The organism is Lentzea aerocolonigenes, assembly GCF_000955955.1.
GTDB classification, from domain to species: Bacteria; Actinomycetota; Actinomycetes; order Mycobacteriales; family Pseudonocardiaceae; genus Lentzea; species Lentzea aerocolonigenes_A.
On the sequence record NZ_JYJG01000239.1, the window covers coordinates 1 to 23,087 of the forward strand.

At 68.9% G+C, this 23,087-nt stretch carries 30 protein-coding genes; 13 read left to right on the top strand and 17 right to left on the bottom strand.

Translation table 11 applies throughout. The annotated features are described in order from the left end of the window. Together UK23_RS28615 and UK23_RS28620 are read left to right on the top strand one after the other, a co-directional pair. The coding region (locus UK23_RS28615) for a MaoC family dehydratase (protein ID WP_045314767.1) at nt 1-445 on the top strand (445 nt) is incomplete at its 5' end. A gap of 1 nt (nt 446) precedes the next feature. Beyond that, nucleotides 447-1,442 (top strand): DUF2332 domain-containing protein, encoded by a 996-nt coding sequence (locus tag UK23_RS28620; RefSeq protein WP_231114719.1) that lies wholly within the window; start codon nt 447-449, stop codon nt 1,440-1,442. 28 nt (nt 1,443-1,470) lie between these two features. On the opposite strand, the gene UK23_RS50640 is transcribed toward UK23_RS28620, so the two are convergent. Next, a complete protein-coding gene (locus tag UK23_RS50640; RefSeq protein WP_419503906.1) occupies nt 1,471-1,890 on the bottom strand; it encodes an NUDIX hydrolase in 420 nt (139 codons plus the stop codon). A gap of 136 nt (nt 1,891-2,026) precedes the next feature. Between UK23_RS50640 and UK23_RS52985 the strand changes: the two genes are divergently transcribed. The 4 genes from UK23_RS52985 (at nt 2,027) to UK23_RS28640 (ending at nt 4,328) form a co-directional block, all read left to right on the top strand. After that, nucleotides 2,027-2,185, top strand: a complete 159-nt coding sequence (locus UK23_RS52985) for a hypothetical protein (protein WP_167971300.1) — start codon at nt 2,027-2,029, stop codon at nt 2,183-2,185. A gap of 66 nt (nt 2,186-2,251) precedes the next feature. Then, the gene (locus UK23_RS28630; RefSeq protein WP_045314770.1) at nt 2,252-2,812 is read left to right on the top strand and encodes a PH domain-containing protein; all 561 of its coding nucleotides are present in this window, start codon (nt 2,252-2,254) and stop codon (nt 2,810-2,812) included. Between the two features lie 36 nt (nt 2,813-2,848). Next, a complete protein-coding gene (locus UK23_RS28635) occupies nt 2,849-3,706 on the top strand; it encodes a PHP domain-containing protein (RefSeq protein WP_045314771.1) in 858 nt (285 codons plus the stop codon). Further along, on the top strand, nt 3,660-4,328 hold the full coding sequence (locus UK23_RS28640) for a MarC family protein (RefSeq protein WP_045314772.1): 669 nt from the start codon (nt 3,660-3,662) through the stop codon (nt 4,326-4,328). Before UK23_RS28635 ends, UK23_RS28640 begins: the two co-directional genes overlap by 47 nt. On the opposite strand, the gene UK23_RS28645 is transcribed toward UK23_RS28640, so the two are convergent. After that, nucleotides 4,325-4,627, bottom strand: coding sequence for an ArsC/Spx/MgsR family protein (locus UK23_RS28645; protein WP_045314773.1), 303 nt, complete (start codon nt 4,625-4,627; stop codon nt 4,325-4,327). The two genes, UK23_RS28640 and UK23_RS28645, sit on opposite strands and share 4 nt — an antisense overlap. Nucleotides 4,628-4,803: 176 nt before the next feature. On the opposite strand from UK23_RS28645, the gene UK23_RS28650 reads away from it, so the two are divergent. Then, nucleotides 4,804-5,643: a RecB family exonuclease gene (locus tag UK23_RS28650; protein ID WP_045314774.1), complete on the top strand. Its 840-nt coding sequence runs from the start codon at nt 4,804-4,806 to the stop codon at nt 5,641-5,643. Nucleotides 5,644-5,654: 11 nt separating this feature from the next. Next, nucleotides 5,655-5,966, top strand: coding sequence for a hypothetical protein (locus UK23_RS28655; protein WP_156213449.1), 312 nt, complete (start codon nt 5,655-5,657; stop codon nt 5,964-5,966). A 1-nt stretch (nt 5,967) separates the two neighbouring features. Here the strand turns inward: UK23_RS28655 and UK23_RS28660 are convergent, their stop codons facing one another. From UK23_RS28660 to UK23_RS28700, 10 genes are all read right to left on the bottom strand, one after another. Next, nucleotides 5,968-6,612 carry a response regulator transcription factor gene (locus UK23_RS28660; RefSeq protein WP_045314776.1) on the bottom strand — a complete coding sequence of 215 codons (645 nt, stop codon included), beginning with the start codon at nt 6,610-6,612 and terminating at the stop codon, nt 5,968-5,970. 109 nt (nt 6,613-6,721) lie between these two features. Beyond that, on the bottom strand, nt 6,722-7,606 hold the full coding sequence (locus tag UK23_RS28665) for a type II secretion system F family protein (RefSeq protein WP_045314777.1): 885 nt from the start codon (nt 7,604-7,606) through the stop codon (nt 6,722-6,724). 1 nt (nt 7,607) lies between these two features. After that, entirely contained in the window at nt 7,608-9,227 is a 1,620-nt protein-coding gene (locus tag UK23_RS49035) for a VWA domain-containing protein (RefSeq protein WP_052685148.1), read from the bottom strand. Continuing rightward, entirely contained in the window at nt 9,224-10,576 is a 1,353-nt protein-coding gene (locus UK23_RS28675; protein ID WP_045314778.1) for a CpaF family protein, read from the bottom strand. Before UK23_RS28675 ends, UK23_RS49035 begins: the two co-directional genes overlap by 4 nt. Beyond that, entirely contained in the window at nt 10,573-11,727 is a 1,155-nt protein-coding gene (locus UK23_RS28680; protein ID WP_045314779.1) for an AAA family ATPase, read from the bottom strand. Before UK23_RS28680 ends, UK23_RS28675 begins: the two co-directional genes overlap by 4 nt. Nucleotides 11,728-11,735: 8 nt before the next feature. Then, nucleotides 11,736-12,485: a Flp pilus assembly protein CpaB gene (cpaB, locus tag UK23_RS28685; protein WP_045314780.1), complete on the bottom strand. Its 750-nt coding sequence runs from the start codon at nt 12,483-12,485 to the stop codon at nt 11,736-11,738. Between the two features lie 17 nt (nt 12,486-12,502). Continuing rightward, a complete protein-coding gene (locus tag UK23_RS28690) occupies nt 12,503-13,600 on the bottom strand; it encodes a TadE/TadG family type IV pilus assembly protein (protein WP_045314781.1) in 1,098 nt (365 codons plus the stop codon). Then, on the bottom strand, nt 13,588-13,980 hold the full coding sequence (locus UK23_RS28695; protein ID WP_045314782.1) for a TadE family protein: 393 nt from the start codon (nt 13,978-13,980) through the stop codon (nt 13,588-13,590). The genes UK23_RS28690 and UK23_RS28695 overlap by 13 nt, the downstream gene beginning before the upstream one ends. 66 nt (nt 13,981-14,046) lie before the next feature. Then, nucleotides 14,047-14,205 carry a Flp family type IVb pilin gene (locus UK23_RS51945; RefSeq protein WP_156213450.1) on the bottom strand — a complete coding sequence of 53 codons (159 nt, stop codon included), beginning with the start codon at nt 14,203-14,205 and terminating at the stop codon, nt 14,047-14,049. Further along, nucleotides 14,202-14,393 carry a Flp family type IVb pilin gene (locus UK23_RS28700; RefSeq protein ID WP_045314783.1) on the bottom strand — a complete coding sequence of 64 codons (192 nt, stop codon included), beginning with the start codon at nt 14,391-14,393 and terminating at the stop codon, nt 14,202-14,204. The genes UK23_RS51945 and UK23_RS28700 overlap by 4 nt, the downstream gene beginning before the upstream one ends. A gap of 207 nt (nt 14,394-14,600) precedes the next feature. On the opposite strand from UK23_RS28700, the gene UK23_RS28705 reads away from it, so the two are divergent. From UK23_RS28705 to UK23_RS28715, 3 genes are all read left to right on the top strand, one after another. Then, nucleotides 14,601-15,209 (top strand): prepilin peptidase, encoded by a 609-nt coding sequence (locus tag UK23_RS28705; protein ID WP_045314784.1) that lies wholly within the window; start codon nt 14,601-14,603, stop codon nt 15,207-15,209. A gap of 131 nt (nt 15,210-15,340) precedes the next feature. Next, nucleotides 15,341-16,603 carry an O-antigen ligase family protein gene (locus UK23_RS28710; RefSeq protein WP_045314785.1) on the top strand — a complete coding sequence of 421 codons (1,263 nt, stop codon included), beginning with the start codon at nt 15,341-15,343 and terminating at the stop codon, nt 16,601-16,603. Further along, the gene (locus UK23_RS28715; protein ID WP_045314786.1) at nt 16,600-17,031 is read left to right on the top strand and encodes a hypothetical protein; all 432 of its coding nucleotides are present in this window, start codon (nt 16,600-16,602) and stop codon (nt 17,029-17,031) included. The genes UK23_RS28710 and UK23_RS28715 overlap by 4 nt, the downstream gene beginning before the upstream one ends. Here the strand turns inward: UK23_RS28715 and UK23_RS28720 are convergent, their stop codons facing one another. The 3 genes from UK23_RS28720 to UK23_RS28730 are packed head-to-tail and all read right to left on the bottom strand — an operon-like array spanning nt 17,032 to nt 20,909. Continuing rightward, nucleotides 17,032-17,910, bottom strand: coding sequence for an alpha/beta fold hydrolase (locus tag UK23_RS28720; RefSeq protein ID WP_045314787.1), 879 nt, complete (start codon nt 17,908-17,910; stop codon nt 17,032-17,034). A gap of 7 nt (nt 17,911-17,917) precedes the next feature. Continuing rightward, entirely contained in the window at nt 17,918-19,252 is a 1,335-nt protein-coding gene (locus tag UK23_RS28725) for a hypothetical protein (protein WP_052685150.1), read from the bottom strand. A 4-nt stretch (nt 19,253-19,256) separates the two neighbouring features. Further along, nucleotides 19,257-20,909 carry a DEAD/DEAH box helicase gene (locus UK23_RS28730; protein WP_045314788.1) on the bottom strand — a complete coding sequence of 551 codons (1,653 nt, stop codon included), beginning with the start codon at nt 20,907-20,909 and terminating at the stop codon, nt 19,257-19,259. Between the two features lie 186 nt (nt 20,910-21,095). Between UK23_RS28730 and UK23_RS28735 the strand changes: the two genes are divergently transcribed. Together UK23_RS28735 and UK23_RS28740 are read left to right on the top strand one after the other, a co-directional pair. After that, nucleotides 21,096-21,740: a ferritin-like fold-containing protein gene (locus tag UK23_RS28735; protein ID WP_045314789.1), complete on the top strand. Its 645-nt coding sequence runs from the start codon at nt 21,096-21,098 to the stop codon at nt 21,738-21,740. Nucleotides 21,741-21,783: 43 nt separating this feature from the next. Then, on the top strand, nt 21,784-22,008 hold the full coding sequence (locus UK23_RS28740) for a DUF3107 domain-containing protein (protein WP_045314806.1): 225 nt from the start codon (nt 21,784-21,786) through the stop codon (nt 22,006-22,008). A 43-nt stretch (nt 22,009-22,051) separates the two neighbouring features. Here the strand turns inward: UK23_RS28740 and UK23_RS28745 are convergent, their stop codons facing one another. Then, nucleotides 22,052-22,363 (bottom strand): DUF4873 domain-containing protein, encoded by a 312-nt coding sequence (locus tag UK23_RS28745; RefSeq protein ID WP_045314790.1) that lies wholly within the window; start codon nt 22,361-22,363, stop codon nt 22,052-22,054. Then, nucleotides 22,363-23,046 carry a TetR/AcrR family transcriptional regulator gene (locus UK23_RS28750; protein ID WP_045314791.1) on the bottom strand — a complete coding sequence of 228 codons (684 nt, stop codon included), beginning with the start codon at nt 23,044-23,046 and terminating at the stop codon, nt 22,363-22,365. The genes UK23_RS28745 and UK23_RS28750 overlap by 1 nt, the downstream gene beginning before the upstream one ends. Between the last annotated feature and the right edge of the window lie 41 nt (nt 23,047-23,087).

Sequence of the window (23,087 nt, forward strand, 5' to 3'; positions counted from 1 at the left end):
GGGCAAGACGGTCACTGAGTACGACGACCACCTGTTCTGCCTGCTCACGATGAATCACCACCCGCTCCACATGGACGTGAACTACGCGGAGAACACGACCGACTTCAAGAAGAACGTCGTGGTCGGCAACTACATCTACTCGTTGCTGCTGGGCATGTCCGTGCCCGACGTCTCCGGCAAGGCGATCGCCAACCTGGAGATCGAGTCGCTGCGGCACGTGAAGCCCACGTTCCACGGTGACACGATCTACGGTGAGACCGAGGTGCTCGACAAGACCCCGTCCAAGTCGAAGGACGACAGGGGCGTGGTCTACGTGGAGACTCGCGGCTACAAGCAGGACGGCACGGTCGTGTGCATCTTCCGGCGCAAGGTCATGGTGCCGAAGAAGTCCTACGGCGATGCTCGCGGTGGCGAGCAGCCGGGGCGCCCCGAACCGAAGGAGTGAAGTGACGACTCTGGGCCTTGCGCAGCAACGTTTGCGGGAGTTCGCCGAGGAGGCAGCAGGAATTTCGCCTCTCTACGAGCACCTCGCGTCGCGTGCTGCCGAGGATCCGGAGGTCGCCGATCTGCTGACCGCCGCCAGCGAGAGCAACGCCTCGGGCGAGCTCCTGCTGGCGGCGGCACATCGGCTCGTGCAGGCCGAACCGTTCCACCAGCTGTCGAACTACTACCCGTCGCTCGGCGGGACGTACGGCGCGGACGAGAGCACCTGGCCGTTGTTCCGGGACTTCCTGCTGCAACGCGGTGACCGCGTGCGGGCTCTGGTGAGCTCGCAGGTGATCCAGACCAACGAGGTCCGGCGCGCTGCGCTGCTCTACCCGGCCGTGGTGGCCGCGGCGAAGCAGGCCGGCGGGCCGATCGGGCTCGTGGAGGCCGCGACGACCGCGGGCCTGCTGCTCGGGCTCGACCAGTACTCGTACCGCTACCAGACCCAGGAGGCCGGCCAGCTCGTCGCCGGGCCCGCCAAGGCCGCGCTGGGTCTGCACTGCGCGCTGGAACTGGCGCCGGGCGCGGTGCTGCCGAAGCTGCCCAAGACGGTCAAGGTGGCCGCGAAGGCCGGCATCGGCGTGGCACCCGCTGATCTGACCGATGAGGACGCCTACGCGTGGCTCGAGGCGTGTGTGTGGGCGGACCAACCGGAGCGGCTGCGGCTGTTCGGCGTCGCGTGCGGGGTGCTGCGCAAGAACCCACCGCGGTTGGTGACCGGCGACCCGGTCGCGGACCTCGCCAAGGCGGTCGAGGGGATCGACGCTCCGCTGGTGGTCATCTCGAGCGGCTCTGGGCTCGACCTCGTGCCCGCTTTGTCTGCTTTGGGGCGGCCTGCCTGGTGGGCGGCTCACGAGGGCGGCGAGCTGCGGCTTGTCCGTGTGAGTGACGCGGGCGCCGAGACGACCACTCTGGCGACCACTGAGGCCCACGGGCAACGTCTCGTTTGGCGTTGAGCGGTTTCCTCGATCGCGTGAACCCTGATCAGGCTCTGGGCAGGCAGTTCCAGTCGGAAAGCGCTTGCAGGAGTCCATCTGCGGTCGGAAGTGTGGCCAAGGTCGCACTGTCCGCCCAAGCGACATCCGATGCGTCGTCGCCCGCTCGGAGCACACCCGACGTGACCTGGCATTCGTAGTCGAAGATCAAATAAACCCCGTTCGGGGCCGCTCGTTCGACACTGCCGACGAGGCGGCCAACGGTAACGGAGAGTCCCGTTTCTTCGGCGACTTCCCTAGTCACGGCAGCCTCGTCCGCCTCGTTCGGCTCCACGCGTCCCCCTGGTATTGACCACAGGCCCTCACCAGGCGGATTGGCACGTCGCACGAGCAGTAGTCGCCCGTTCGAGTCATGCACGATGCCTCCGACACAACGGATCGTGCGCTCATCGCTGGCCGTCACGATCACGAAGCGTAGTCACCCCTCAACGGCGGTGCAGCCGACTACCCCGGCTGCGGTACAAATCTCCCAAGGCGCTGAACCGTGCTGTACAACGGTCACGAACGGCGCCAAACGGGTGCGGAACGCGGACGGGGTGGACACCGTGAACCTGAAGAAGATCCTCACTTTCGCCGGAATCGCCTTGCTGCTGTTCTTCCTGATCGCGGAGCCACAGCAAGCCGCCCAACTGGTCACCAACATCCTCAACTCGCTGCGAACTGCGGCTGAGGCCCTGATCACCTTCGTGCGACAATTGTTCTAGTTCACCCGGCGTTGACGGGTGGGCAGGGACAGGGCACTGGCTGGTACCGGGAAGGGCTGGTAGCGCATGTTCGCACCACGTGATCCAGACGACTACCTGCTGTCGAGCGAGCGTCGGGTCATCCGGGTGCGCAGGCACTGGTCCTACCTGATCTGGGACGTGCTCGAAGCCGCGGCACTGCTCGCGGGCTTCATGATGATCTCGTACCTGCTCCCGTCGAACGCGGGCGTGATCCAGAACGTGCTGTGGTACGGCGGGCTGCTCGTGCTGCTGCGGCTCGCCTACTTCATCATCGAGTGGTGGGTCGAGCGCATCGTCGTCACCGACAAGCGGTTCATGCTGACATCGGGCGTCTTCGAGACCAAGGTCGCGATGATGCCCATCAGCAAGGTCACCGACCTCACCTATGAGCGGACCGTGGGCGGGCGCATGCTCGGCTACGGCACGCTGATCGTGGAGTCGGCCGGTCAGATCCAGGCGCTGAACCGCCTGGAGTTCCTGCCGGACCCCGAAGAGGTGTACGACGCCATCTCGGAGTTGACCTTCGGTGACAAGAAGGCGCAGGCCGAGCGGTTCTCGATGATCAAGGCACAGCGGGCCGCGCGAGGGAAGAAGATGGTCCCGTAGGGGGACCACACAGGGGCGTCGTCCACACTGGACGACGTGGTCATCGATCTGCACACCCATTCGTCCGAGTCCGACGGCACCGACAGCCCTGCCGAACTGGTGAAGGCGGCGGCGCTAGCCGGACTCGACGCGGTGGCGATCACCGACCACGACACCGCGGCCGGATGGGCCGAGGCGGCTGCCGCATTGCCTCCTGGCCTGCGGCTCGTGCGTGGTGCCGAGCTCTCCTGCGCGTGCCCTGACGGCCGTGGCCGCACCATCACCGTGCACCTGCTGGCTTATCTGTACGACCCGACGCACGCGGCGTTGATGGTCGAGCAGTCGCGGTTGCGTTCCGAGCGGCGCGAACGGCTGCAGAAGATGGCCGAGATGATGCAGGCCGACGGCTTCCCGATCGACCCGGTCGAGCTGATGGAGCGGTTGCCGTTCGACGCGCCGGCGGGACGGCCGCACCTGGCGCAGGCGTTGATCCGCGCCGGGGTGGTGTCGTCCGTCGACGAGGCCTTCGCGACGTACCTGACCGGTGGGCGTTATTACGTGGGTCGCACGGACACGCCTGTCGAGCGGGCCATCGAGATGATCGCCGAGGCCGGCGGCGTGACCGTGCTGGCGCATCCGTTCGCTCGCTCGCGCGGACCGATCGTGACCGCGGACGTCGTGCGCGACCTGGCTGCCGCCGGCCTGGGCGGGGTTGAGGTCGACCACCCGGACCACGATGCTGCTACTCGCACGTCCCTGCGTTCGCTCGCCGGCGAACTGGGGTTGCTCGTCACCGGGTCGAGTGACTACCACGGCACGAACAAGACCGTGCGGCTCGGCGCGGAGACGACGTCCCCGGAGATGCTGGATGCTCTGGCCGCACGGGCGACAGGCGGCAAGATCCTCGTGGGATAGGTGGTCCGGAGTGTTCAACCTGCGGCTGTTCATCGAGGCCTCGATCACGCTGCTCGTGATCATGGACCCGCCCGGCACCGTGCCCGTGTTCCTGGGGCTGGTCGGGCGCAAGTCGCGGGACGCGAGGAAATCGGCGGCGCGGCAGGGCGTGCTGGTGTCGTTCCTGGTGATCACGCTGTTCGCCGTCGCGGGCAACTCGATCCTGGCGTACATGCACATCGGCATTCCCGCGCTGCAGGGCGCGGGTGGGTTGCTGCTGTTGCTGATCGCGCTGGACCTGTTGACCGGCAAGGGCGCCACGAACCACCCCGAGGTCGAGGACGTCAACATCGCGATGGTGCCGCTGGGCACGCCGTTGCTGGCCGGGCCGGGTGCCATCGCCGCGACGATCGTGTTCGTGCGCCAAGCCGGTGGGGACGTCGGCTCTTACCTGGCGCTGGCCGCGGCGATCGTGGCCGTGCACCTGATCCTGCTGGGGACGCTGCGGTCCGCCGGGTTGCTGATCAAGGTGTTCAAGGAGAGCGGGATCCTGCTGATGGCCAAGATCGCCGGTCTGCTGCTGGCCGCGATCGCCGTGCAGCTCGTCGCGTCCTCGGTGCAGGGCTTCATCTCCGGGTCTTAACGCTCGATGTGCGCGCTGTCCCCGTCGATGATGATCGGGCGCTCGATCAGGCTCGGGTTCGCGACCATGTGCGCGATCCACTTGGCGCGGTCCTGTTCCAGCAGCTTGGGGTACGCCGGTTCCTTGGTGCGCGCGATCTCCCACGGTTCCTTGCCCAGGAGCGTGAGGACGTGGTCGAGCTCCTCGGCGGTGGGGGCGTCGTCGAGGTAGCGGCGTTCGGTGTACTCGACGCCCTCGTCGTCGAGGCGTTGCTTGGCGGCGCGGCTCTTCGAGCAGCGGGGGTTGTGCCAGATCTCCATGCCCTGAAATGTAGCGAGTTCGTGTCGGTCGTCCGGTCAACCGCCGGCGTCGAATTCGGCGGAGCCCAATTCGGCGCCGGCGATTGGGCGGACGACCGACTTCTCGACGAACTCGCCGCCATCTGCGGAGCAGGGGCAATCAGACACTGTCAGGGGTGGTGAGTAGCTTTGTTTGGGTGGAACAACTCGGCTTCGACTTCGGCACCGCGGCACCCCGCCGGCTCGTGCGCGTGACGCCCGCGAAGCTCGCGACGTGGACGGACTGCCCACGCCGTTTCCGGATGACGTACCTCGACCGGCCGTCGCCACCGCGTGGTGGGGCGTGGGCGCACAACACGCTGGGTGCGGTGGTGCACAACGCTCTCAAGGCCCTGTTCGACCTGCCCGCTGACCGACGGACGCCGGACCAGGCGGTGGCGCTGGTGAACCGGCAGTGGAAGTCCGAGGGTTTCCGCGACGTCGACCAGGCCGCCGAGTACCGGTCGCGCGCGTGCGGCTGGGTGCACGACTACGTGTCGTCGCTGGACGTCTCGTTCGAGCCGCTCGGGGTGGAGCGGTGGGTGTCGTCGCCGACCGAGCGGATCGTGGCCGAGGGGCGGGTCGACCGGATCGACTACCGCGACGGCGAGCTGGTGATCGTCGACTACAAGACCGGGCGGCACGTGCTGACCTCGGACGACGCGCGCGGCTCGCAGGCGTTGGCGCTGTACGCGTTGGCGGCCCGCAGGACGTTGCGCAAGCCTTGCCGCCGGGTGGAGCTGCACCACCTGCCGTCCGGGTCGGTGGCGGTGTGGGAGCACACGGACGAGTCGCTGGCCCGGCACGTGCGGCGGGCGGAGGAGGCCGCCGACGAGATCGACCTGGCCTCGGAGACGTTGAAGGCCGGTGGGGATCAGGAGATCTTGTTCCCGCCGGTCACGGGGCGGCAGTGCCAGTGGTGCGACTTCCGGCGGAGCTGTCCGGAGGGGCAGGCGGCGGCTCCGGCGATCGAGCCGTGGTCGCTGCTGGCGCCGTGAGCCTCGGTAGGGTGGCTGGAGTGGACGTCGAAGCAGCAAAGCGGCCGTCGCGGACCTTCGGAATCCTGCGTGCCGTGAGCGGTGTGCTCGCGGTGGGCATCGTGCTGCTCGCGCTGGGGAACATCGGCGTCCAGTTCTACGCGAACTCCCGTGATCTGCCCGGGCCCGGCACTCTGTCGGTGACCGCGCACGTCGTGGCGGCGTTGCTCGTCGTCGCGGGGCAGATCGTGGCCGACCGGTACGCGGACTGGAAGGCGCCGGTCGCATCGCTGGCGGTGCTGATCGTCACCGGGGCGACGCTGTGGACGTTCTGGTGGGCGTGAGTCAGGCAGTCGCGGCGTCGCTGCGGATCAGGCCCTTGCTCAGCGCCGTCATCAACGCCTGCGCGCGGTTCGAGGCGCCCAGCTTCTCGTAGAGGCGTGAGACGTAGGTCTTGGCCGTCGACGGCGACACGTACAGGGTGCGGGCGATCGCCGGGATCGACACGCCCTCGCGCAGCAGCATCAGCACCTCGCGCTCGCGGGGTGAGAGAGCCAGCCGGGCGGCGGTGGCCTGGCGGCGTGCCATCGCTGTGGCCAGGCCCGCCGCGGTGAACGACGAGGCCGCCACGGACGCGTGCCGGATCGCGCAGAGGATCTCCTCGACAGGGGCGCTCTTGCCCACGAACGCTGAGGCGCCGGTTTCCAGCGCGCGGAACAGCACGTCGTCCTCGCCGTGCGAGGTCAGGACCACGATGCCGAGCGACGGGTAGTGGTCGCGCAGGTCGCGGGCCAGGTGGAGACCGTCTCCGTCAGGCAGGTCGACGGCCAGCGTCACGACGTCCGGACTGACGGATGCGATGACGGCGAGCGCTTCGGCGCCTGTGCTCGCCTCCGCGACGACGTGCAGATCGGGGTTCGCGGCGGCGAGTGTCGTCAGGCCGAACCGGGTGAGCGTGTGTCCGTCGACGACGACGACTCTGATCGCCATGAGCTGACCCCTCTCAGTTGAAGGTTCAACCCGCATGTCGTTCCGGATGTCTCACTTGGTTACACCGAAGGGACCAATAGAGCCGTTGGTCCTGTCGGGGCTGGGTCCGTCAGAGGTGCATCAGGACTTTGGCGATGCTGATCGCGCCGGGGCCGATGATGACCACGAACATCGCCGGGAACAGGCACACGATCAGCGGGAACAGGATTTTGACCGGAACCTTCTGGGCCTGCTCCTCCGCTCGTTGCCGACGGCGGACGCGCATCTCCCGAGCCTGCTCGCGCAGCACCGAGGCGATCGGGACGCCGAGCTCACCCGCCTGGGCGAGGGCCGAGACGAACGCGCGCAGTTCGGCCACGGTCGTGCGCATGGTCAACGCCCGCAGGGCCTCGTTGCGCGACTTGCCGATCTGCATCTCCTGCAGCACGCGGGCGCACTCCTGGGCCAGCGGCCCGTTCGTGTTGCGCGCGACCTGGGCCAACGCGGCGTCGAAGCCGAGACCTGCCTCCACACATACGGTCAGCATGTCCAGCGCGTCCGGCAGCGCCCGCCGGACCTTCTCCTGACGTTTCTGGCCGGCGTTGAGCAGCAGCAGGTCGGGCAGGAAGAACCCGAACACGGCACCGACGGCGAGACCGAGCAGCAACCACCCGACCGAGCGGAACCCGATCAGCCCGCCCAGCAGGGCACCGAGCAGCAGGCCCACGCCCTTGTACGCGAGGATCCGGTCCGGGGTCCAGGTCGGCGGGTTGCCGGCCAGGTCGAGGCGGTGCTGCAGCCGCATCGCCACCCCGGTGGGCGAGAGCCGCAGCCCGAGCGATCGCAGCCAGCTGGGCGACCCGACCTCGTCGGGCGCCGAGACGACGGCCGCCGAGTAGCTCGACTCGATCAGGGCCAGCGAACCGGCAGCCGTGACGGGCGGCCGGAGCGTCAGCGCCACCGCGCCCAACGCGACCGCGAGCAGCAGGCAGCCGAGGCCGATGAACAGTGCCATGTCACACCTCCACGCGCACGAGCTTGCGCATCCAGAGCGAGCCGAGAACGAGGAGCACGAACCCCACCGCGAGCATCACGAGACCCACCAGCGTCGTGTAGAGGGGCCGCATGTACTCCGGGCGGAACCAGAACAGGAAGCCCGCCAGGAAGACCGGAAGACCGACCAGGATGTAGGCGGACAGGCGGCCCTCCGCGGACAGAGCCCGCACGTGACGCCGGGTCTGGGCGCGGTCGCGCATGGTCCCGACGGTGTTCATCAGCACCTCGGCGAGGTTGCCGCCCACCTGGCGCTGAATGCGCACCGCCATGACGACCCACGCCAGGTCCGCGCTCCGCATCCGGAACGCCACGCGCTCCAGGGCGTCCTCCAGCTCGGCGCCGATCCGGGTGGCGGCCAGCGCACGGGAGAACTCGCCCGCGGTCGGCTGGGTGTCGTCCCGCACCACCGCGTCGACCGACTGGGCCAGCGAGAACCCCGACCGCAGGGAGCTGGCGACGAGCTGCAGCACGTCCGGGAGCTGGTCGGCGAACGCGGCACGGCGCTTGGACGTGCGCATCCTCATGTACAGCGCCGTCAGCAGCCATCCGCAGAGCACGCCCACCGGTACGCCGATCCACCACGTCGTCAAGAGGGTCAGCAAGGCGGCGAGCGCGACCGAGACGCAGACGCGGAGCAACGTCCACTCCGCCGGGCTCGCCTTCATCCCGGCGAGGTCCAGGCGGTCCGCGGTGCGGGCCGTGCCGTCGGCGGTCATCACCCGAGCGGTCCACACCACCGCGGTCTGCGCGGCCTGACTTTCTTCCTGCACAACGGGTTCGTGCCGGCCGTAGTGGTCGAGGTGCTGCGCCAGCTTCCGTCCCGCGGCGGTCCGGCGTGGCGTCAGCACCAGGAACACGATCAGGAACACCACCAGGAACGTCCCGGCGATCAGCACCCCGGCCAGCCAGTTCTGCCCGGGAGTCTCCACCGGTGGAGCGACGGCCACAGGTGCGGGAGCCGCAACGGAAACAGGTGCCGGAGCGGGTGTGACCACCGACGAGGGCACGGCCAGCGCGGCGAAGGCAGCGGCCAGGGCGGCGGCGTCGGAAGCGGTCAGCAACCGGCCTCCAGCGGCGGAGGCGATGCGGCGCAACGCGTCGTCGCTGTACTGGAACCCGATCACGTCGGTGGGCACACCGGCGGAGGCGACGGCGGAGACCGCAGCGTCCACAGTGGATCGGGACACCGTGTCCTCACCGTCGGACACGATCACCATCCGCCGCTCGGAAATCCCCTGCAGCGCCGACAACCCGACCGGAACGGCGTCGAACAACGACGTGTCTCCCTTGGCCTGCAAGCGGTCCAGCGCACCGGCCACCGCACCGCGATCGGCCGTGGGTGCCAGCACGAGCGACGGCTGCGACGAGAACGCGACCAGTCCGACCTGCACGTCCGCGGGCAGCGAACCCACGTAGGTGGCGATCGCCTGGCGCGCGACGACGATCCGGTCCGGCGCCATCGAGCCGCTGGTGTCGAGCAGCACCACCACCCCGCGAGATGGTGCTGCCGCGACCGCGAAAGCGTTGAACACGAACGTCAGCAGCGCCCCGAGCACGAGCCCGGCGAGAACCCGCTTCATCGCACACCACCCTGGAACAAGTGCGCCGGAACGTCGATCCCGCGGTCCCGCAGCCGTTCCAGGAAGTGCGGCCGCAACCCGGTCGACTGCAACGACCCGCGGTAGAACCCGCGCTCGTCGACACCCGCGTGGAAGTCGAACTGGTAGATGTCCTGCAGCGTCACGACCTCGCCCTCCATCCCGATGACCTCGGTGATGTGGGTGATGCGCCGGGTGCCGTCCTTCAGGCGGCTCTGGTGCACGATCAGGTCGATCGCGGACGCCATCTGCTCGCGGATCGCCCGCGCAGGCAGGTCGACGCCCGCCATCAGGACCATGGTCTCCAGGCGGGACAACGAGTCGCGCGGCGAGTTCGAGTGCACGGTCGTGATCGACCCGTCGTGGCCGGTGTTCATGGCCTGCAACATGTCCAGCGCGGCACCGTCGCGAACCTCGCCGACGATGATCCGGTCCGGCCGCATGCGCAGTGCGTTGCGCACCAGGTCCCGCACCGCGACCTCACCGCGCGACTCCACGTTCGGCGGCCTCGCTTCCAGCCGCAGCACGTGGTCCTGGCGCAGCTGGAGCTCGGCGGCGTCCTCGATGGTGACGATGCGCTCGTCGACCGGCACGAACGACGACAGCACGTTCAACGACGTCGTCTTGCCGGAGCCGGTGCCGCCGCCGATCAGGATGTTCATCCGCCCGTGCACGCAACACTGCAGGAGGTACGCGGTCGCGGGCGTCAGCGTGCCGAACCCCACCAGGTCGTCGACGGTGAACGGGTCGGACGCGAACTTCCGGATCGTCAGCACCGAACCGTCCAGCGCGATCGGTGGCACCACGGCGTTGACACGGCTGCCATCAGGCAGACGCGCGTCGACCATCGGTGAGGCCTCGTCGACGCGACGGCCGACCTTGGCGACGATCTTGTCGATCGTGCGGCGCAGGTGCGACTCGTCCGCGAACGCCACCGGAACCGGCTCCAACCGGCCCGCGCGCTCGACGTAGACCTGGTCGAACCCGTTGACCATGATCTCGGAGATGCTCGGGTCGCGCAGGTACGGCTCCAGCGGCCCGTGCCCGAGGATCTCGTCCAGCACCTCCAACGCGATTCGCGCGCGGTCGGCGTTGGTCAGCGGCGTCTCGTCGCGTTCCAGCACCGCCTGCAACGTCTGGCGCACCCTGGCTTCGAGCTCGCGCTGGTCGAGGTGGGCGTCGTAGAGCTTGGGGCCCAGCACTTCCAGCAGTCCGGCGTGGACGCTGCGCTTGACCTCGGCGAACGGGTCGGCGGTGCGGACCTGCCTGCGCGCCTGCGGTGCCGGCGAGCCGGATTCCCGTTGCGCGGCAATGCGGTTGGCCAGGCTCATCGGAACCACCTCTTGGACTTGGCTGCGACGACCGCGGGTTCGGCGAGCACGTGTTCACGGGCGAACCGCGCGATCGCCTCGCTCACCGGGTGCTTGGGCTGGTCGAGGACGATCGGGTTGCCCTTGTTGACCGAGATCGGCACGTCCCGGCTGGACGGCACGTGCGCGCGGATGTCGCTGCGCACCACGCGGTCGATGTCGTCCATCGTGAGACCGACCTTGGCGTCCGAGCGGTTCAGCACCACCGAGCGGATGTCGTGCGCGTAGGACAGCAGGTCGAGCATGTCCAGCGTCACGCGCAGGTTCTTCAGCGCGGGCACGTCCGGAGTGGTCAGCAGGACGTGGTGGTGCGAGGCGTCCATCGCGGCCAGCACGTGCTCGCTGAACGCGGACGGCGTGTCCACCACCACGAAGTCGAACATCGTCGGCAGCACCTCGAGCAGTTCCGTGACCAGGCCGGCCGGAACCCGTTCCGCGTCACCGGGTTCGACCGGGGCGAGCAACGCGCTGAGCCCCGGTCTGCAGTTCGTGAGCAGCGACGAGGCACCGGCGGCGTCGACGTGGCCGAGCATTCCGAGCCCGTGCACGATCGTGCGCACCGGCTCCGCCCGCAGGCAGATCCCGATGTCGCCGAACGCGAGATCGAGGTCCACCAGGCAGACCGACCGCTCGCCACCGGCCGCGAGCACCGCGGCGAGGTTCACCGCGAGCGTCGTCTTGCCGCAGCCGCCCTTCGCCGCGAACACGGTGATCACCTGGCCCTGCCGGTGTTCCGTGAAGCGAGGCTGCGGCACAACGCTGACCTGCGCCGACAACGCCCGCGACCGCGCGCACGCATCGACCAGGGAGGCGAGGTCGTCCCGCGCGACGACCTCACGGACCCCGGACCGCAACGCCTTGGTCAGCACCACGACGTCGACCACATCGCGCAGCAGCACCACGCCGACCGACGGCTGTTCGAACCGCAACGCCTCGGTGAACGTCAGCGCTTCGTCGAGGTTCATCGCGGAGCCCACGACCACGAGCGACTCGAGAGGGTCCGTGCTGAGCAGTCGTGAGGCTTCGCCGAGTGTCTCGACGACGCGGACCTCACCGCCGAGCGCGGGGGAGAGCTGTCCGGCACGGGCGGCCGGCTCGCACAGGATCGTCATGGCACGCCTCAGTTTCCGAACAGGGAGCGGTTGTCGATGCCGTTGCCGGGCGTGATCTCGGACTTGCCGCCGAGCAGCGCGAAGTAGAGCGTTCCGGTCTGCTGGCCGTGGATGAGCTTCTCCGCGTCCGCCTGCTTCACCGCGACCGTGACGATCGCCTTGCCGACGTCACCGTCCTCGGCCGCCTTCTTCTCGTCGACGACGGAGAGGACCTCGAGGCCGGTCAGCAGCAGCCGGGTGGACTGGTTGCGCTCGTACTGCTTGGAAAGCCCGTCACCGGCCGGGGTGTTGCCCTTGCCGTCCATCACGGTGAAGGTGTCGAAGACCGCGACCTTCGAGCCCTTCTGGATCAGCCCGCCGGCTCGTTGCCAGGCCTCGGTCGGCACGGTCACCGCGATCATCCCGTCCGGGATCGAGATTCCCTTGGCGAGCGAGGCGGCCTCGGTGAACAGCGTCTTGGTGAGCAGCTGACCCTCGGCGACCTCCGACGAGGTGACCAGGCTCGCGATCGACGAGTCCACTGAGGACATCGCGTTCTCCGGCACGCTGCTCTTGGGCATCTGCTGCTTTTCCACGAGGTCCGCGAGCTTGTCGCCCGCGGTTCCGGCGGGGATGCGGTCCTTCGCGACGAGCACGGTGACGGCCTGCTGGCCCGCGATGGCACGCGAGTCGGCGCTGCGGACGTAGAGGAACACCCCGGCGCTGCCGCAGACGGCCAGCAACACCGCCAGGATGATGATGAATGCGCGGTTCTTCATGACAAACTCCTGGGGTTTCAGCCGGTGAGCTGGACGATGCGGGCACCGAGGTCGGGGCCGCCGATGGTGCCGGTGGAGGGGATGAGGCCCTGGATGAAGTAGCCCGCGATGCACTTGTCCGAGCCGGTGCACTCGTTCTTGTTGGTGAGCCAGTCCTTCTGCGACGCGCCGGGAACCCAGTAGCCCGTGATCACGAAGCCCGCGAAACCGGACAGCGTGTACGTGCCACCGGTGCCGGTTCCGCTCACCTTCGTGTAGACGGGCAGCCAGACGGGCGTGTGGGAGGACCACGACGCGGCCAGCGCGGCCTTGCAGTCCTTGCCGGCCGAAGTGCCGGTGTCGGAGCTGTAGGTGTTGTTGTTGATCAGCACTGAGCAGTCGTCGTCCGCCTCGTCGACCCAGCCGAACTCACCGGGGCCGTCCGCGCCGGAGGGACCGCTCGGGCATCCGGTGCCGCTGGTCGTGTGCAGCTTGAGCACGCGGTGCACCGACAACGGTGGCGTGGTGGGTGGTGTCGGGCCGTACACGGTGCCGCCGGAGGTCGCCGTCGACCACTCACACCACGAGATCGTGAGTGCGATCGTCGTGGCGGTCTTGGGCGAACCCCAGGCGGCGCGGGCGCAGGCCAGCACCCGGGAACCCTCGTAGGAGGAGTTGCCCGCCAGGGTGCGGGCGAACGACGGCGGCAGCAACGTTTCCCCGCCGGCGGTCTGCGTCGAGGTGTGCACGTCGACGTACTTGGTGCTGGAGGACGGTTTGGCCGGACAGTCGGTGATCTTGCCCGTGGCGGCTGGACACGAGGACAGCACGCCGCTGCCGTCGAAGCCGCACACCTTGTCCACAGTGGACACGCCGTCTTTGGCGTTGTGGCTGGCGTAGTAGTTCGCCTTGTTCACCAGGCAGGTCGACGCACCGGTGGCGCAACCGCGGGCGACGGCGAGCGCACCCGCGTCGGCGCCGTTCTGCAGCTCGGCGCGTTCCTGGTAGAGGAACCCGACGTCGATGACGATCGCGCCCATGCCGAGCAGGACACCGAACCCGAGCAGGATGGCGATCAGCACACCGAGCGCGCCGCGGTCGTCGGTGCCGTCACTGCGACGCTTCAGCCTTCGCATGGCATGACTCCCTTGGCGCTCAAGGTGATCGGGGAGCCGAAGCTCGCGCCGCCGAACATCCCGGCGAGCCCGCCGACCGGCGTGACGAAGTTGAACGTGTGGGTGACCGTCACCGTGGCATCGCCGCCGGTACCGGACGGGCAGGCGCTGACCGACACCCCGACGGAGAGTCCGCTGGCCGCCGTCGTCGCGCGAGTGGCGGCGCCGGACTGCTTCAACGCGGCGACGCGGACGCCTTCCCGTGCCGCCTGGGTGATGGTGATCTGGGCGCGCAGTGCGAGCCCGAAGTCGACGATGCCCATCACCAGGACCAGCAGGATCGGCATCAGCAGTGCGACTTCGACAGCGGTCGCGCCGCGGTCGCGAGCATCGGTTTTCATGACCGCTCCGAAGAAAGGCGCGTGGCCGGCGGAGGGGAACGCCGGCCACGCGGGACAGGAGACTCTTCAGCCGTCGAGGACGTCGGCGATGAACTCGAACATCGCGGCCATGTTGTCGCCGACGGCGGTGATGGCCACCATTGCGAATACGACGATCAACGCCAGCATCAGGCCGTACTCGACGGCCGTGGCGCCGCGGTCCACGTCACGCCGACGTGCGGTCACCCGAGTTCGCCGGCGATCTGGTTGAACAGCGCGAGCAGGTTGGTGCCGACCAGGGTGACGCCGGCGATGATCACGATGGCGATGAGGGCGACCATCAGGCCGTACTCGACGGCTGTGGCGCCGCGGTCGTCGTTCTCGCGCTTGATGTGGCTGAGGAACGTCTGCACGTAGCTGAGGAACGTGAGCATGGCGGTCTCCTGTGGGATTGGGATTCCGTTTTCAGGACCCCGCAACTCTGTGTGACCGCCGTGAGAGTTCGGTATCGGACGAAGAGGTGTAACGAACGCGCAGTTCGGGGGACATGTCGGTCGATCGGGGGACACGCTGTCGGCCCCTCGGCCATACCTGGCGTCGTCACGTTCCGTTCCGACCGTACGCGACCTACCGTCGATCGCATGACACTTCTCTGGGCCGTGGGCGGCGCAGCCGGCGGACTCGCGTCCGGTCTCGCGCTGCGCGACCTGGTCAACCGGTTCACGCGCGCCGGCATCGCGCTGCCGCTCGTGTCGGCGGCCGTGCTGGCCGTGCTGGCGCTCAAGTTCGCCGGCTCGGTGGAGGTCCTCGCGTTCGCCTGTCTCGGCGCGGTCGGGGTCGCGCTGGCGTTCATCGACACGGCCGTGCGCCGGCTGCCGGACGTGCTGACGCTGCCCGCGTACCCGGCGGTGCTGATCCTGCTGACCGTGGCCGCGCTGACCGGCGGCACGATCGGCGCGCTCGGCCGGGCCGTGCTCGGCGGGTTGCTGCTCGCGTTCCTCTACCGGGTGCTGGAGTTCGTCAACCCGGCCGGGATGGGCTACGGCGACGTGAAACTGTCCGGTGTGATCGGCATGGCGCTGGCGTGGCTCGGCTGGCCGGTGCTGCTCCTCGGTGCCGCGCTGGCGTTCGTCCTGTCGGCCGTGGTGTCGCTGGTCCTGTTGCTCCTGCGGCGGGTCACGCTCAAGAGCTCGCTGCCGTTCGGGCCGTTCATGCTGCTCGGCGCGTTCGCCGCGGTGTTGCTCAGCTGACAGGAATTCGTGCTTCCGCCGGGACGTCCTGGCACCTACAGTGTGCTCTCAATCCGCTTGGGGAGGCGGGTTCGAAGCGCTGGGGGAAATCGGTGACTGCAGGGGAAGTCGTTGGCGCGCGCCGTGAATCGGTGACGTTGCCGGTTCCGGTGTTGCTGGTGGTCGCGGGGTTCGCCGCCGCGGTCGTCGCGCAGGGCGGGTACTACCTGCCCGGCAGGGTGCTGTCCGGCCTGCTGGTCGGCGTGGCCGTGGCGCTCGCGCGTCCCCGGCCGAACCTCGTTGCGGCACTTGGAGGAGCGCTCGCGTTGTGGGCCGTCGTGCGTGGGCTGCTCGAAGGAGACGTGCTCTCCGCTGTGCCGACCGCGGCCGCCGCGGGCGTGTTCGTCTGTGCGATTCTCGTTGTGGCGCAGGCAGATCGCGAGCAACGCGAGCTGCTCGCCACGGTGGTCGTCGGTGTCGGCGCGCTGGTCGCGTTGACCGGCTGGGTAGCTGTCGTGTTCCGGATTCGGTCCTGGACGACGGTGTCCGAAGGACTGCTGCGCGCGGCGTCCACTCTGACCTACCCGAACGCCGCTGCTGCGGTGATGGCCGCGGTCGCGGTGTTGTCGCTGGTCCTGAAACCGACACCGCTCATCTCGGTGGTGACTTTCCTGCTGTGCACCGGGGTCGGCACGACGATGAGCCGTGCGGCCGTGATCGCGCTGGTGGCCGGGTTGCTGGTGCTGGGCGTGTTCTCGGGCTTCAAGAAGACCGTGGTCAGGGCGGCGCCACCGTTGATCGGCGCCGTGGCCGCGGTCGCCGCGTTGCTGCCGACGATGCGGGTGGCCGACGAGCCGCACGTCGTGCTCGCGGTCATCGGGCTGCTGGCCGGTGCCGCGCTGGCGCTGTGGTTGCACAGGCTGGGGCGCTATGCGGTGCTGCCGGTGGTGATCGGCGCTGCATTCGCGATCGGGTTCGCGGACCGTCTCGCCAGCAGGGTCTCGTTCAGCTCACCGGACCGCAGCGGGGCCGCCGGAGCGGCGCTGGAACTGGTCTCCCGGTCGCCGATCCTCGGCACCGGACCAGGAAATGGATCTCTTTTCTTCAACTCGGGCAACGAAGGTGCCCGGGTCATGCGTTACGTGCACAACGAGTACTTGCAGGTGCTCGTCGAACTGGGGGCGGTCGGGCTCGTGCTGGCGCTGGGGGTGGTGGTCGCGCTGTTGATCGCCATGTGGCGCGGTCGCGGCACGCCGTTGTGGGCAGGGGCGATGGCGGCTGTCGTCGTCGTGCTGGTCCACAGCGGGTTCGACTTCCTGTGGCACCTGCCCGTCGTGCTCATCGTCGCCGGTCTCTGCGCCGGTCTTGGTTTTCCGTCCACAGAGGACGGAAGTGTAGAGGGGACAACAGCATGAAGAAGCTCTCCGGGGGCAAGTCGCTGGCCGTGATGGCCGTCGCGGGCGGGGCGATCCTCGCCTCCGTCGCGCCGGTCATGGCGGAGGTGAGCGCGCAGTCGCCCTCGTTGTCGGCGGTCAGAGTCGAGTCGCCGGCGAAGCTCAAGGCGTGGGGCGCTGCGGCCGAGCTGAAGGTCACCTACGCGTGCCCGGCCGGCTCGACGTCGACGTACCTGTACTTGAACCTCACGCAGAACGCGTTCGGCCGCATCGCTTCCGGCGGTACGTCCAAGAACGTTCAGTGCACCGGCGGGTTCGAGACCATCACGCTGACGCTGACCTCGCAGAACGCGCCATTCCTGCCGGGCATCAAGGCGTACGCGAAGGCCGAGCTCAACTCGTACCCGAACTCGGCGACCGACGAGCGCGAGATCGACGTCTGGTACTGATCACGAGCTCAGCCAGGCTCGCCACGTCGGCAACAGCGTGGCGATGAGCTCGTGCGGTGCCTCGGTGTTCGGGGAGTGCATCACACCGGGCAGCACCGCGAAGTCGGCGTCCAGCCGCTCAGCCATGTCGCGCTGAGCGGCTGGGCTCCACGCGTCGTCGGCGTCGCCGCACACCACGAGCGCCGGGATGCCGGACGACCGCAGCGCGCGGGCAAGCTTCGCGACCTGGTCCGGTTCGTAGCGCAGGCCGTTGGCCATGCCGAGCAACGCGGCGGCGGGCGATGCCAGGAACCTGGTGCGGTAGAAGTCCTTCAGCTCCTGCGGAAGCGCCACGTAGGCCGGGTTCTGCGCCGACCGCAGCTCGTTCAGCTTCTGGGTGCCCTCGACGCCCTGCTCGGCCAGCACGTGCTCGCCGACCTCCAGCACCGTGCGGCGCTCACCGGCGGGCATTTCGGACGGGCCGGACGACATCAGCGTGAGACCCGTGATCGGGGCGCCGGCGAACACCGCGGCGCGTGCGACCAGACCGCCGTAGGAGTGGCCGAGCAGCAGCACCTTCCGGCCGTCCGCGACGATCTTCTCGATCAGCTCGGCGAGCACCGACCCCAGCGGACCTGGGCGGTAGAGCGCCTCGTCGTCCGGGCCCGCGGAGTCCTGCTGACCCGGCAGGTCGATCGCGAGCACCTCGAAACCGGCGTCCGCGATCGGGTCGATCATGGGCGCGAAGTCCTCTTTGGAACCCGTGTAGCCCGGCACCAGCAGCGCCGTCGTGCGCAACGCGTCGTCGCCCACCGCGGGCGCACGCAGCGCCGCGATCGTGCCGTACCGGCCTGGTAGGTCGACGCGTTGTGCCCGGTGCGGGCTGAGCTGCGAGTACACGAGGGAACTATCGCAGCGCGACCAGGGTTTCGCCACGCTGCTCGAGCACAACGGGACCGGCTGTGGCGAGTTGCACAGGGCCCGGGTAGCCGTCGCGCCGCACCCGGATCGTGCCGACGAGGTCACCGGTGGCCTGCTCGTACACCCGCAGGCCGTCCTTCACCGGGATGAGCGCGCGGCCCGCGAGGGTCGTGCCGGCACCCAGCGTGTCGTTGGCCGTCCACAGTGGAGTGAGCGTCTCCAGCGACAGGGCGATCGTCTTGGAACCGCTGAACCAGAAGACGTTCGTCTTGGTGGCGAAGCTGCGCGCGACGTGGTGCGGCGGATCGGTGAAGTCCGACGACGGCACGTCGATCGGCGCTTCGCTGATCTGGTTGCCGCTCTCGGCGTCGAACACCACGATGCGGCTCGGGTTCGGCAAGGCCACCGCGACGAGCCTGTCCGTCACGGCCACGACCTGCACGTTCTTACCGCCGGTCACGAAGCTCGTGAACACCTTGGGGTCGTCGGCCTTGTCCGGGTTCGGCTTGATCACCGAGACCCGCTCGGAGGCGTCGTCCGGGCAGCGCTCGACCATCGCGAACTTGCCCGACGTCACCGCCATCGACCCGTACGTGCAGCCGACGCGCGGCTGCTTGTTCGGGTTCACGATCGCGCGGAGGGCGCCGTACTCCAGCGCCTTCACCAGGTCGTCGCGCCGGTAGACCTCCAGGTACTTCGACCCGGTGGTGATCATGTGCGAGCCCTCGTTGAGCAGCGCCGTGTCCGGTTCCGCGTCGCCGTTGCGCTGCGCCTTCCGCTCGCCGGTGATGCCGTCGACCGCGGTCATCTCCGAGCAGTTGGTGCCCTTGGAGTACAGGGCCATCGCGCGTGACTGGCCCGTGCTGACCACGCACAGCGGCAGGTCGCGCTTGTACGTCCACCGCACGTCACCGGTCAGCGGGTCGCGCCCGTTCATCTCGCCGCCGTCGCCGGTCACGACCGTCGACGGCTTCTCCTCGCCCGTCTCCTTCAGCGGCGTGAGCACGACCACCGGGGACTGGGTCGCGCCGCTGCGGGCACGCCACACCTCGGCGAGCGTTGGAGGCAGCGCCGTCACCTCGGGCAGCTGGTCCCACGACGCCGGCCCGGTGACCGACGTCGTGGCCCGCGCATCGCTGAACGCCCAGGTCAGCACGGACGCGACGATCGAGATGACCGCGATCAGCGCGACCGCCACGTAGTCGGCGCGGGTGCGCCAGGACCGGGCAGGCGGACGTTCCCCGACGGGCTCCGGCAGCTCGTGCGCGGGCTCGTCGAGGACGTCCTCGATGTCGGTGACGTCGGAACCGGGGGACGACATGTGATCAGTCTGCCGAAGGAGCGGCCTGTTCGGCAGAGGAACGCCGACGACGACGCCTGCGGGGCTTGTCGGAGGCGGGCTTGTCGGTGGCTTCCGCGCTCGCCGGCGCCTCCGCCGTGACCTCGGCGCCCTCCACCGTCACGCCACCACGGCTGCGCGTGCGGCTGCGGCTGCGCTTCGGCCTGGTCTCCTCGCTCGCCTCGGGCGCGGCCTGCTCGGCGGGACCGCGGCCTGAGCCGGAGCCGGAGCCGGTGCGACGACGGCGCTTGCGCTTGCCGTTGTCGAGCTTCTCCTCCTCCTCGGCGTCCAGACCGGCACGCGTGCGGTGGCTCAGCGGCAACCGGCCCGTGGAGCCGGACGGGATGCCCAGGTCCTCGAACAGGTGGTCGCTCGTGGAGTAGGTCTCCACCGGGTCCGGCTGGCCCAGGCCGAGCAGGTCGCTGACGGACTTCCAGCGCGTCGTCTCGTCCCAGTCGACGAACGTGACGGCGACACCCTCGCGCCCGGCCCGGCCCGTGCGGCCGATGCGGTGCACGTAGGTCTTCTCGTCCTCGGGGCACTGGTAGTTGATGACGTGCGTCACGTCGTCGATGTCGATGCCGCGCGCCGCCACGTCCGTGGCCACGAGCACGTCGACCTTGCCGCTGCGGAACGCCCGCAGTGCCTGCTCACGCGCGCCCTGGCCCAGGTCACCGTGCACGGCGGCCGCCGCGAACCCGCGTTCGGTCAGGTCGTCGGCGATCTTCTGCGCGGTCCGCTTGGTCCGCGCGAAGATCATCGAGAGGCCTCGGTCACGGGCCTGCAGCACACGGGCCAGCATCTCCAGCTTGTCCATGGAGTGCGCGCGGTAGACGAACTGCTTGGTGCGCTCGTGCGTCTGGCCGGCGTCGTTCTCCTCGGCGCGGATGTGCGTCGGCTGGTTCAGGAACGTGCGGGCCAGCGTGATGATCGGGCCCGGCATGGTCGCGCTGAACAGCATCGTCTGACGCTTGTCCGGAACCATCGTGAGGATGCGCTCGATGTCGGGCAGGAAGCCCAGGTCGAGCATCTCGTCGGCCTCGTCCAGCACCAGCGCGCGGACCTTGCCGAGCACCAGGTGGCGCTGTTCGGCCAGGTCGAGCAGGCGGCCGGGCGTGCCGATCACGACATCGACACCCTTGCGGAGCTGCGCGATCTGCCGCTCGTACGGGATGCCGCCGTAGATGGCGGTGACCTTGACGTTGAGGTGCTTCGCGGCGTCGGTGAGGTCGTGCGCGACCTGGAGACACAGCTCACGGGTGGGCACGACCACAAGTGCCTGCGGCGTGCCGTCGCCGGGCACGTCGAGGCGGTGCAGCAGCGGCACGCCGAACCCGAGGGTCTTGCCGGTGCCGGTGCGCGCCTGACCGATCAGGTCGTCGCCGGACAGGGCGATGGGGAGCGTCAGCTCCTGGATGGCGAACGTGCGGACGATGCCCGCCTCGCCGAGCGCCTTGACGATCTCGTCACGCACTCCCAGCTCGGCGAACGTGGGGGCGTCTGTCGCCACCGGAGCGTCTGCGAGCAGCGGGTGCGACGGGTCTTCTTCGGGAACTCCGGCCTCGCTGTGCTCCAGCAGAACCGGGTCCAGATGTGCTTCTACTTCAGCGGTCAGGATGATCAGCCTCTCTCGTACCAAGCGCGTACGAGCCCTGGCCGGGCCTCTCGACCGCGCTTGAGGAGCAGCTGCGGGAAAGGTGTACGCGCACCTATTCGTGCGCCTGCCCAAAAATCATGGGACACAGCGGTTCGTCACACTCGTCACGCCGGGCGTCCGTGCCCATTCTACCTGGCGAGACGCATTTGACCACTAGAGTTCGTCACCATGGGTGTTGCGGAGGGTGTTGTCGATCTTCTGGGAGCGCTCGCATATGGCGAGCTCTCGGCCTTCGACCGGATGACGGAGGACTCGCGCACGGCGCCGACATTGGCCGGGCGCGCGGCGTTGGCGCAGATGGCCGCCGCTGAGATCGGGCACTTCACGCTGTTGCAGAAGTACCTGGGCGAGCACGACATCAAGGTCGAGGACGCGATGGCGCCGTTCGTGAAGGGCTTCGACGCCTTCCACGAGTCGACCAGCCCCAAGTCGTGGCTCGAGTCACTGGTGAAGGCGTACGTGGGCGACGGGCTCGCCGCCGACTTCTACCGCGAGGTCGGTTCGTGGCTCGACGACGAGCCGACGCGTGAGCTGGTGCTCGCCGTGCTCGCCGACACGGGCCACTCGGCGTTCGCTGAGCGCGAAGTCCTGGCCGCCGTGGAGTCGGATCCGCGCGTCCGCGACCGGCTCGCGTTGTGGGGCCGCCGGCTGCTGGGCGAGGCGTTGACGCAGGCCCAGTACGTGGTGGCGGAGCGGGACGGGCTCTCGGAGCTCATCGTGCGCGGGTCTGGAGACCTCGCCGGGATCGGTCAGCTGTTCCGGCGGCTCCAGCAGTCGCACGCGCGGCGCATGACGCAGCTGGGTCTGGGCTAGGTAGGCTCGGTCCTGGATTTTCTCTTTGAGCACGGAGGTCAGCGTGGAGGTCAGGATCGGCGTCGCGGACAGCCCGCGGGAACTCGTCGTGACCAGTGAGCTCAACCCGTCAGATGTTGAGGCACTGGTGGCGGACGCGGTGTCCGGCAAGTCCAGCGTGCTGTCGCTGGTGGACGTCAAGGGTGCGCGGTTCGTCGTGCCCGCTGGCCGCGTCGCGTACGTGGAGATCGGCCCGCAGGACTCGCGCAAGGTCGGTTTCGGCGCCTGAGTCGTTCTACGAAAAAGCCCCGGTCGCTCTGACCGGGGCTTTTTCAGTGTTCGGCTGGTTCTTCGATCTTGTACGGCGGGGTTGAGATGCCGCCGACCCTGTAGCGGCCCCACGGGTCGGGGTCGGTCAGGGTGCCCTCGGCCTGGCCGGTGGGGGTCCGCAGGAGGGTGGTGCGGGCGCCGGCTTCCACGCGGGTGGTGACCTCGTCGTTCTGCTTGATCCGGCCGTACCAGTGGTAGCGGCCGTCGATCGGCTGGAAGTAGCCGCGCAGCTCGACGGTCACCGGGACCTCGTCCGTCCCGAAGATCAGGGTGGCGTCGCCGGTGTAGCCCTCTTCGGCGTGCTCGTCGCTCATCAGTCCACCAATCGGAGTGGGGTGAGTGGCTTTGCCGGATCCGCCTGGATGCCTGCCTCGCGGAGCAGTCCGTCGATGGCGTGCCAGATGATCGTGGCGAGGTAGTCGCTGAGGTTCGCGCGGGACATGGTCTGGCGGTCGAGCCACCAGTCGCCCGCGTTCTGCACCATGCCGACGAGTCCGTGCGCCCACGGTTCGGCACCGCCTGAGTCCATCTCGAACGCGCGCAGGTAGTCGCCGAGGATGCGGGCGAGGGTCGCGGCGATGAGGTTCTTGTCCTCCTGCGCGACGTCCTTCTCCACCGGGCGGTCCACAAAGGACCCCTTCACCACGAAGCGGTAGAGGTTCGGGTTCTCCTCGATCACCGACAGGTAGGCGTCGATGATCCGTTCGATGCGCGCGCGGATCGGGCCGTCGGCGGCCAGGGCGGGACCCATCCGGTCCATCAGCAGCTCGGTCGCCCGCTGGCCCACTGCCAGGTACAGGTCGGACTTGTCGGTGAACTGCCGGTAGAGCACGGGCTTGCTGACGCCCGCCTCCGCGGCGATGTCCTCCATCCCGACGTCCGGGCCCTTCCTGGCCACCGCGGCGATCGTGGCTTCCACGAACTCCGCCCTGCGCTGCTCGCGATGCCCCTTCCACCGCTCACGTCGCGCGTCCGGCCCCTTGACAGTGCGTGCCATGTGACGCACGCTACCAGAAGTAACCGTTACCTCAAGTAACA

Bases quoted from the DNA above. Each gene is read 5' to 3' on its own strand.
- UK23_RS28630 (WP_045314770.1), top strand. From the start codon at position 2,252: ATGTTCGCACCACGTGATCCAGACGACTACCTGCTGTCGAGCGAGCGT.
- UK23_RS28640 (WP_045314772.1), top strand. From the start codon at position 3,660: ATGCTCTGGCCGCACGGGCGACAGGCGGCAAGATCCTCGTGGGATAGG.
- UK23_RS28645 (WP_045314773.1), bottom strand. From the start codon at position 4,627: ATGGAGATCTGGCACAACCCCCGCTGCTCGAAGAGCCGCGCCGCCAAG.
- UK23_RS28660 (WP_045314776.1), bottom strand. From the start codon at position 6,612: ATGGCGATCAGAGTCGTCGTCGTCGACGGACACACGCTCACCCGGTTC.
- UK23_RS28665 (WP_045314777.1), bottom strand. From the start codon at position 7,606: ATGGCACTGTTCATCGGCCTCGGCTGCCTGCTGCTCGCGGTCGCGTTG.
- UK23_RS49035 (WP_052685148.1), bottom strand. From the start codon at position 9,227: ATGAAGCGGGTTCTCGCCGGGCTCGTGCTCGGGGCGCTGCTGACGTTC.
- UK23_RS28675 (WP_045314778.1), bottom strand. From the start codon at position 10,576: ATGAGCCTGGCCAACCGCATTGCCGCGCAACGGGAATCCGGCTCGCCG.
- UK23_RS28680 (WP_045314779.1), bottom strand. From the start codon at position 11,727: ATGACGATCCTGTGCGAGCCGGCCGCCCGTGCCGGACAGCTCTCCCCC.
- cpaB (WP_045314780.1), bottom strand. From the start codon at position 12,485: ATGAAGAACCGCGCATTCATCATCATCCTGGCGGTGTTGCTGGCCGTC.
- UK23_RS28690 (WP_045314781.1), bottom strand. From the start codon at position 13,600: ATGCGAAGGCTGAAGCGTCGCAGTGACGGCACCGACGACCGCGGCGCG.
- UK23_RS28695 (WP_045314782.1), bottom strand. From the start codon at position 13,980: ATGAAAACCGATGCTCGCGACCGCGGCGCGACCGCTGTCGAAGTCGCA.
- UK23_RS28700 (WP_045314783.1), bottom strand. From the start codon at position 14,393: ATGCTCACGTTCCTCAGCTACGTGCAGACGTTCCTCAGCCACATCAAG.
- UK23_RS28705 (WP_045314784.1), top strand. From the start codon at position 14,601: ATGACACTTCTCTGGGCCGTGGGCGGCGCAGCCGGCGGACTCGCGTCC.
- UK23_RS28715 (WP_045314786.1), top strand. From the start codon at position 16,600: ATGAAGAAGCTCTCCGGGGGCAAGTCGCTGGCCGTGATGGCCGTCGCG.
- UK23_RS28725 (WP_052685150.1), bottom strand. From the start codon at position 19,252: ATGTCGTCCCCCGGTTCCGACGTCACCGACATCGAGGACGTCCTCGAC.
- UK23_RS28735 (WP_045314789.1), top strand. From the start codon at position 21,096: ATGGGTGTTGCGGAGGGTGTTGTCGATCTTCTGGGAGCGCTCGCATAT.
- UK23_RS28745 (WP_045314790.1), bottom strand. From the start codon at position 22,363: ATGAGCGACGAGCACGCCGAAGAGGGCTACACCGGCGACGCCACCCTG.
- UK23_RS28750 (WP_045314791.1), bottom strand. From the start codon at position 23,046: ATGGCACGCACTGTCAAGGGGCCGGACGCGCGACGTGAGCGGTGGAAG.